This window comes from Candidatus Streptomyces philanthi (assembly GCF_059553635.1).
Window position 1 is genome coordinate 1 of sequence record NZ_JCANQV010000314.1, and the last position, 6,328, is coordinate 6,328.

General features: G+C 74.2%; 3 protein-coding genes and 2 pseudogenes. 2 read left to right on the forward strand and 3 right to left on the reverse strand.

The annotated features are described in order from the left end of the window. The 3 genes and pseudogenes from AC51EU_RS25610 to AC51EU_RS25620 form a co-directional block, all read right to left on the reverse strand. A pseudogene (locus tag AC51EU_RS25610) lies at window positions 1-683 on the reverse strand (hypothetical protein); the annotation flags it as partial. A gap of 255 nt (window positions 684-938) precedes the next feature. Next, on the reverse strand, window positions 939-2,561 hold the full coding sequence (locus tag AC51EU_RS25615; RefSeq protein ID WP_496269441.1) for a transporter: 1,623 nt from the start codon (window positions 2,559-2,561) through the stop codon (window positions 939-941). Continuing rightward, window positions 2,558-3,391, reverse strand: coding sequence for an ABC transporter ATP-binding protein (locus AC51EU_RS25620; protein WP_496269443.1), 834 nt, complete (start codon window positions 3,389-3,391; stop codon window positions 2,558-2,560). The genes AC51EU_RS25615 and AC51EU_RS25620 overlap by 4 nt, the downstream gene beginning before the upstream one ends. 482 nt (window positions 3,392-3,873) lie before the next feature. Between AC51EU_RS25620 and AC51EU_RS25625 the strand changes: the two genes are divergently transcribed. Beyond that, entirely contained in the window at window positions 3,874-5,265 is a 1,392-nt protein-coding gene (locus AC51EU_RS25625) for an NsdA family TPR-like regulatory protein (RefSeq protein ID WP_496269442.1), read from the forward strand. Window positions 5,266-5,648: 383 nt separating this feature from the next. Then, window positions 5,649-6,328: pseudogene (locus tag AC51EU_RS25630) on the forward strand (hypothetical protein); the annotation flags it as partial.

The following is a 6,328-nucleotide window of genomic DNA, read 5'->3' on the forward strand; positions in this document are numbered from 1 at the left end:
CCGGGGAGCGGGCCGGACCCGGCGCGGTGCATCCGGCGGCGACGGCGGACATAGAGCGTCACCAGCAGGGCCGACAGCGGTACACCGGCGATGACCAGGCCCGAGAGGCGGCTCTGTTCCTCGCGGTCGCCCAGGGTGGTGTGCAGCCGGGGCAGCGGCTCCCCGCCCCGAGCGCGGGAGGCGTCGGCGGCGGCCCGGTAGCGCTCGTGCGCCCGGCCCGAGGCGAGCACGTCGACGAAGTGCCGGAACGTCTCGCGGGGCGTGGCGTCGTACGGCAGCTCGTACAGCGTCGCCGAGGCGGCGTCCTGGACACCGGGGAGGTCCACGCCGTACGCCTGCGCGCTGGGGGCGCCGCCCGGGCCCAGCACGACGTACAGGCCCTTGCGGCCCAGCCGGTCGTGGACACCGGCGAGGAAGGTGCCGCCGTTGACGAAGTCGGCGTCGGGCAGGACGACGACATAGGTCGGCACGCCGAGCCGCCGGGCCCGCTCCGCGAACTCGGGCGCGGCCGAGCGGGGCAGGGCGCGGGGCATCTGGTCGCTGATGTAGACCGGGTCGTGGCGGAGCCGGTCGGCGATGTAGGCGGTCCGGCCGGGCGGCGGCGCGGGGGCCGCGACCGCCGGTACGGCGGCCCCCAGCAGCGCCAGCCACCCCACGACCAGCGTGACGGCGATGCGTCGCACGGCCTTCACCCCCCGTTCGTCCTCGTGTTCGGATCGATTGCTGACGCTACCGCGCGCGTCCACGCCCCGCCGAAGCCTGTGGATAACTTTCCGGTGGTGGCTCCCAGGTGGGCCGCCGGCCCTCCGACGCACCTCCCGATCCGCCGGCGGAACGCCGCGCCAGGGCCCGCCGCGACGCCCCGGGCGCACGCGCAGGGGCGCCCCCGGCAGACACCTGCCGAGGACGCCCCTGTCGTGCGACGGAAGACCCGTCCGTCACCCCTTGTTGACCGCGGCCAGGATCTCCGGCAGCCGCCGCGCCACCCGGGGCGCGGCCACGCGCAGGCCCACCGTCGCCATGACCAGGCCGTACACCACGCCCGCGGGCAGCAGCACCCACAGGTAGGCGTGGAGGCCGGCGAGGTGCAGCCAGAGGGTCAGCACCAGCAGCGGCGCGCTGAGGACCGTACCCACGATCAGGCCGCCGAAGAGGCTGAACCACGCGATGGCCCCCTGGCCCGGCGCGACGTTCTTGTTGCCCTCGGACGGGATCGAGTACGGGAACAGCGCCGAGGACAGCGCGCCCGTGGCGATCAGCGCGCCCAGCAGCGCCAGCGACAGCCCGTAGACCTCCGGGAACTGCGACCACGCGTCCAGGAACACGGCGGTACCGGCCACCACCAGCGTGGTGTACGGGACGGCCACCATGGCCAGCATCAGGGCCCGCGCCCGCAGTTCGACGAACGCGTCACGGGGCGAGGCGATCGTCGAGGCGACCATCCAGAAGGCCGAGGTGTCCTGCCCGAACTGGTTGTACATCTGCATGCCCAGCAGCGCGGACGCCGTGAACGTCGCGTACATCGAGCCGTTGCCCTGCGCGGCCGTGACCACCGGCACCAGCAGGCCCACCATCAGCGACGACGCCCAGGACATCTTCGCCTTCGGGTAGCGCCACGCGTACCGCAGGGAGCGCAGGATCACCGCGCCGGTCCGGCCGTCCGGCAGCAGCCGGGCCGCACCGCGCGGCGCGGACCCCGCGGAGCGCCGCTTGGTCTTCTTCTCCGCGGCCTGGAGGGTGGACGAATCGGGTGCCGTCATCAGGGTGGTGAGGGTCCGCCGCCACCACCACAGCAGCAGCGCCAACGCCAGCACCGTCAGCCCCAGGCCCGCGGCGGCCCGCCCGTACGCGCCGTCGGAGGCGTCCGCGACGGCCGCGATCGCCGATGCCGGCGGCACCCACCGCACGACCTCGCTCATCGGCTCCAGGACGGCCAGGGCGTCCTGGGTCTGGAGCTTCTGGACGGCGAGGTTGATGCCCTGGGCGCCGACCGCGATGAACAGACCGCTCAGCACGGCCAGGTCACGGCCGCGGCGGCTGGTCAGCAGCCGGACCGAGGCGGTGGCGATGGCCCGTGCCAGACAGGCGCACACCAACACCACCAGGACGGCCGCCAGTACGCCGAACACCGCGGCGACCGGCCCCTCCGCGAGGGCGACGACCGCGCCGGCCGCCAGTGCCAGGGTGACCACGGGCCCGACCCCGACCAGCGACGCCGCCAGCAGCGCCATGACCAGCGGCCCCGGCCGCAACGGCAGCATCACCAGCCGCGACGGGTCCAGCGTCTCGTCACCGGACGGGAAGAACAGCGGCATCACCGCCCAGCCGGCGGTGAGGATGCCGGTCAGCAGCACGGCCAGCGCCGCGATGTGCGAGGTGCCGCGCAGCGCGACCAGACCCAGGACCACACCGGCCGCGAACAGCAGCCCGACGATGATCGACGCGACATAGGCGATGGTGCGGCCCGGTGACTGCCGCAGCCCGTTGCGCAGCAGCGACAGTTTCAGCCGGACGAAGACGGCGGGTGCCGACGGGGCGGCCGCGGGAGAAGCGGTGCTCATCGGGCGCCGCCGCCCAGCCAGTCGAGGTTCTGCTGCCCGGCACGGCGGCGGCTGCCCTCGCCGACCAGCTCCAAGAACGCCTCCTGGAGCGTCGGTGCCGCACCGCGCACCGTTTCGAGCGGGCCCTGTGCCTGGATGCGCCCGGCGGCGATCACCGCGACCCAGTCGCACAGGGACTCGACGAGTTCCATCACATGGCTGGAGAAGATCACCGTGGCGCCGGAGTCCGTGTAGCGCTCCAGGACACCCCGGATGGTCTGGGCCGACACCGGGTCGACGCCCTCGAAGGGCTCGTCGAGGAAGAGGACCTCCGGGTTGTGCAGCAGCGCCGCGGCCAGCCCGATCTTCTTGCGCATACCGGTGGAGTAGTCCACGACGAGCTTGTGCTGCGAGGCGGCCAGGCCCAGGACGTCCAGCAGCTGGTCGGCGCGCTTGTCGACCTCGTCACCGGGCAGCCCGCGCAGCCGCCCCATGTAGCCGAGCAGTTCGCGGCCCGAGAGCCGTTCGAACAGGCGCAGGCCCTCGGGGAGGACACCGATCCGGGACTTCACCGCCACCGGGTCCTGCCACACGTCGTGCCCGCTGATCTCGACGCGGCCGGAGTCCGGCCGCAGCAGTCCCGTCACCATGGACAGCGTGGTCGTCTTGCCCGCGCCGTTGGGGCCGACCAGGCCGATGAACCGGCCGGCGGGCAGCGTCAGGTCGATGCCCGCGACCGCGACCTGCTCACCGAACTTCTTCCACAGGCCCTCTATCCGAACAGCGGGCACAGCGCCCGAGTCCCCCGTGAGCGGCGCCGCGGCGCCCCGCCCCTCGATCTGTTCCGCCACTCTGTCCACCGGTTCCTTTCGGTGTGCCACGGGAGCCGGTCGCCCCCGTCCGGATGTTCCACCTTACGTGCGGTTTAGGTGGGGCGGCCGGGACGGTGCGGCATCCGGCGACCGGGGGCGGGGAGGAGGAAGGGGCGGTGGAGGCGGGCCGGTGGCCGTGCGCCGGGCGGCGCGTGGGTCAACCCCCTTTCCCGGTAGGGAAACACGGGCTGAGCAGGGCGTTCGCGAGGCGCGGTCCGGGGGCGCGGGGCGCATGGAGGCAATTCCGGGGGCGCGGGTACGGCGCTGGCGCGCGACGTGGGTAGTCATCGGACGGTTATACCCGCGCTCAACCCATTAGTCCCATAGATCTCATTCGTCACACTCATTGCACTCGTCATATTCCGCCGCGAAGAGTCCGGGATATCCGGGATATCTGCGGGGAATTGAGGACAAGGAACGGCGTTCAGCGGTGAACGCGCAGCAGTCAGAGGGGGTACAGCATGGCCGCAAGGCCACTCGTCACACGGCAGCCCAACGAACGGTTGCAGACGCTGATCCAGGAAGCCGCCTGCTCCAACGCCGGACTGGCCCGCCGCGTCAACATGTGCGGTGCGGAACACGGCCTCGACCTGCGGTACGACAAGACCTCGGTGGCCCGCTGGCTGCGCGGACAGCAGCCGCGCGGCCGCGCCCCGGCCGTCATCGCCGAGGCACTGGGCCGCAAGCTCGGCCGCACCGTCACCCTCGACGAGATCGGGATGGCCGACGGCAAGAACCTCGCCTCCGGGGTGGGACTCCAGTTCTCCCCGACCGTGCTCGGCGCCATCGAGCAGGTCTGCGAGCTGTGGCGCAGCGACGTCGGCCGCCGCGACTTCCTCAGCGGCTCGACGGTGGCGGCCTCCGCCCTGGTGGAACCCAGCCGCGACTGGCTGATCACCGGGGCCGACACCCAGGTGGCCCGCAAGGCGGGCTCCCGCGTCGGTGTCTCCGATGTCGCCGCCGTACGCGCCATGACCGCGGCACTCGGCGAACTCGACCACCGCTTCGGCAGCGGACACGTCCGCCCGGTGGTGGTGCACTACCTCAACAGCGTCGTCTCCGGGCTGCTCGCCGGCTCGTACCGCGAGGCCGTCGGACGCGAACTGTTCGCCGCTGTCGCCCGGTTGACGGAACTGGGCGGCTACATGGCCGTCGACACCGGCCAGCCCGGCCTCGCGCAGCGCTACTACATCCAGGCGCTGCGTCTGGCGCAGGCGGCCGGCGACCGCGGCTACGGCGGGTACGTCCTCGCCGCGAGCATGAGCCATCTCGCCGCCGCGCTCGGCAACCCCCGTGAGATCGCCCAACTCGCGCGGGCCGCACAGGAAGGAGCACGCGGGCAGGTCCCGCCCCGCGCCGAGGCGATGTTCCACGCCGCGGAGGCGCGCGGGCACGCGCTGATGGGCGACGCCCGGTCCTTCCAGACGGCGGCGGGCCGCGCCCTGACCTCGATGGACCGCGCCGAGGCCGCCACCGAGGCGGGCGACGACCCGCACTGGATCGGCCACTTCTCCCCGGCGTACCTCGCCGACGAACTCGCCCACTGCCACCGCGACCTGGGGCAGGCGGCGCCCGCCGCGCAACGCGCGCAGGAGGCACTGGACGGGCACCCGTCCGACCGGGTCCGCCGCCGCTCCATCGGCCTGCTGCTGCTGGCCTCCGCCCAGGTGCAGCAGCGCGAGGTCGAACTCGCCTGCCACACCGGCACCCGGGCCGTGGAACTCCTCGACACGATGCGCTCGCACCGCGGCGCGGAGTACCTGGACGACTTCCGGCTGCGGCTGGAGCCGTACCGGGACGAGCCGGTGGTACGGGAGTTCAGCGCCCGGATGGAACTGCGGGCCGCGGCCTAGGAACGCCGCCCGGCCGGAGAGATCCCCCGGCGTGCCCCGGGAGAAGCCCGAGTACGGGCGGGACCGGGGCATTTCGGGGGCCTAAGGGCTTGCGGCCGCGCGAACGAGGAGTGAGGGAAAGGAGGAGGAAAGAGAGGACGGAGGGGCCGGGGAGGTGACGGGACGTCCGGTGTCCTGCCCGCCGGCCGGCCCCGCGACGACGCCTCCCCGTGCGGTCGTACGTACGGGCCGGGCGGCGCGCCGGAGACGTTCCCCGGCCCCCGGTACGCGCCGGGGACGGCCGCGGTGACCGGTGGCCGGGACCGGGCCCGTGGGCGAACGCCGCCGCGAACCGGTAGCGTGACCCGACGATTCCGTAGGACCGTACGACGGTAGGAGCCCCGGTGACGCAGCGCGGACAGGGTCACGACCCGCAGGATTCTGCGGCCGGAACCCCGCGGGAGGGCGTGGTGCTGCCCCCCAACGGTGAGCCGTGGGCCGCCCCGCAGCACGGCACGCCCCCGGCCGGTCAGCCCTGGGGCCAGCCCTGGGGGCCCGGCGCGCAGTCCGCGCCGCAGCCGTACGGCGCGCCCCAGCCCGGACAGCCCTACCCCCCGCAGCAGCCGCCCGCCCACGGAGGAACGTTCCCGCCGCCGTACCAGGGCGCCCCCGCACCGCAGTACGGCGACCGGCCCCACCACGCCCCCGGCGCGCTGCCCCCCGAGGCACCGCCGTACGGGCATCAGCAGCCCTACGGCGCGCAGCCGCCGCCGCATCAGCAGCCCTACCCCTCCGGGCAGTTGGTGCCCGCGACGCCGCAGCACGGCGCGCCCCTGCCGCCCGCCGTGAGCGGGTCCGAGCCCACGGCGCTGATCCCGCCCGTCACGGCGGACGCGGAGGCCACCGCGCTCATCCCGCCGATCGCGGCGGACTCCCAGGCCACCGCCCTGATCCCGCCGGTCACCGCGGACGCGGAGGCCACCGCCCTCATCCCGCCCTTCGGCGGCGGGGCCCCCGGCGCGATGCCGCCGCCCCCCGGACGCCCCGAGACCCGCGACGAGTCCACGACGACACTCCGCCGCAT

What these genes read in the sequence shown, in the direction of transcription:
- AC51EU_RS25615 (WP_496269441.1), bottom strand. Translation starts at nt 2,561, where the DNA reads ATGAGCACCGCTTCTCCCGCGGCCGCCCCGTCGGCACCCGCCGTCTTC.
- AC51EU_RS25625 (WP_496269442.1), top strand. Translation starts at nt 3,874, where the DNA reads ATGGCCGCAAGGCCACTCGTCACACGGCAGCCCAACGAACGGTTGCAG.